This is a genomic window from Lentzea indica (genome assembly GCF_012184385.1).
Taxonomy (GTDB): Bacteria; Actinomycetota; Actinomycetes; order Mycobacteriales; family Pseudonocardiaceae; genus Lentzea; species Lentzea indica.
The window spans coordinates 1-1,328 of the sequence record NZ_VSRL01000548.1 but is presented as its reverse complement, the minus strand read 5'-3'; the positions used below and the strand labels follow the sequence as shown (position 1 = coordinate 1,328).

The following is a 1,328-nucleotide window of genomic DNA, read 5'->3' as shown; positions in this document are numbered from 1 at the left end:
CGCCCCCGATGGGTCCGCCCCCGTACGGTCCACCGCCCGGACGCGCACCGCTGCCACCGCCGCGTCCAGTGATGCCGCCGCCGCAGCCGACCTGGGGCCACCGGCAACCCGGAGGGTTCGCGCCGTATCCGGTCATGCCGCCGCAGAAGAAGAGCAGCAACGGCCCGATCCTCGCGCTGGTGCTGGGTGGCGTCGTGATCCTCGGGCTCGGTGCGGTCGGCGTCTTCGCGGCGACGTTGAACAGCAAGGTGAAGGACACGGGCTACTCGAACTACACGACCTACAGCCCGACCTACTCCTACACAAGTACGACGGCGGCAACGACCACCACGACGGCGTCCACGCGCACCTCGTCGACGCGGGCCTCGACCACGCCTTCGACCCCTGCGGGCCCGAAGGCGATCTACAAGCTCGCCGACCACCCGATCTTCACCACCGGGGTCGGGGCGAACGACTTCCCCTCGTGCCCGTTGCCGAAGATGGAGTACAACCCGGCGGGCGAGGAGCGGTTCCTCTCGGCCGCGCTGCCGTGCATCGAGAAGGCGTGGCAGCCGGCGTTGAAGGCGGCCAACCTGCCGTACCAGCCGGTCGAGCTGCAGGTCTTCACCGGCACCACGCAGACGCCGTGCGGCTCGCGCCAGGCCAACTCGACCGCGATGTTCTGCCGCGGCGTCATCTACTGGCCCGGCAACTTCTACGCGAACGAGGGCGCACGACCCGGCACCCCGGCGTCTACCTCGGTCAGCTCAGCCACGAGTACGGCCACCACGTCCAGTGGCTGACCGGCATGCTGCGCGCCGCCGACCAGGCCCAGTACGACGTCGGCGGCTGGGACACGCCGAAGGGCCTGGAGCTCAACCGCAGGCTGGAGCTTCAGGCCACCTGCATCGGCGGCATGACGCTGGCCCCGTTCTCGCACAAGAACGTCGTGCCGATGGACGTCGTGAACACCGGCTTGCAGGACGCGGGCCAACGCGGTGACTACAACCGCACGCCAGACCATGGCAGTGCCCCCAACAACCAGCGTTGGGTGATGCACGGCCACAAGCAGAACGACATGAAGGCCTGCAACACCTGGGCGGCGAGTTCGGCGGACGTCTCGTGAACCGATCCCCCGGCCCGCGCGTCTCAAGAACGTGGACGGAACGCGTTAGCCCGGTCGGGGGACGCGCGATCTCTGTCCGCCTATGCTCGTACCCGACCCAGGCTCACCAATGGGGGGACCGCAGGCGATGACGCAACCACCGCCGCCGGGCAATTGGCCGCCGCCACGCCCGGTCGGCCCGCCACCGATGCCCGCACCACTCGGGCAGCGTCCGCCCCAGGGC

The 1,328-nt window shown here is 69.8% G+C and carries 1 protein-coding gene and 1 pseudogene; both read left to right on the top strand.

Going from position 1 to position 1,328, the window contains the following annotated elements:
• Window positions 1-782: pseudogene (locus FXN61_RS54030) on the top strand (hypothetical protein); the annotation flags it as partial.
• Between the two features lie 5 nt (window positions 783-787).
• A complete protein-coding gene (locus FXN61_RS54025; protein ID WP_246293333.1) occupies window positions 788-1,105 on the top strand; it encodes a neutral zinc metallopeptidase in 318 nt (105 codons plus the stop codon).
• The last annotated feature ends 223 nt before the right edge of the window (window positions 1,106-1,328 follow it).

Excerpts from the sequence above, each read along its gene's own strand:
- FXN61_RS54025 (WP_246293333.1), top strand. The coding sequence starts at position 788 with ATGCTGCGCGCCGCCGACCAGGCCCAGTACGACGTCGGCGGCTGGGAC.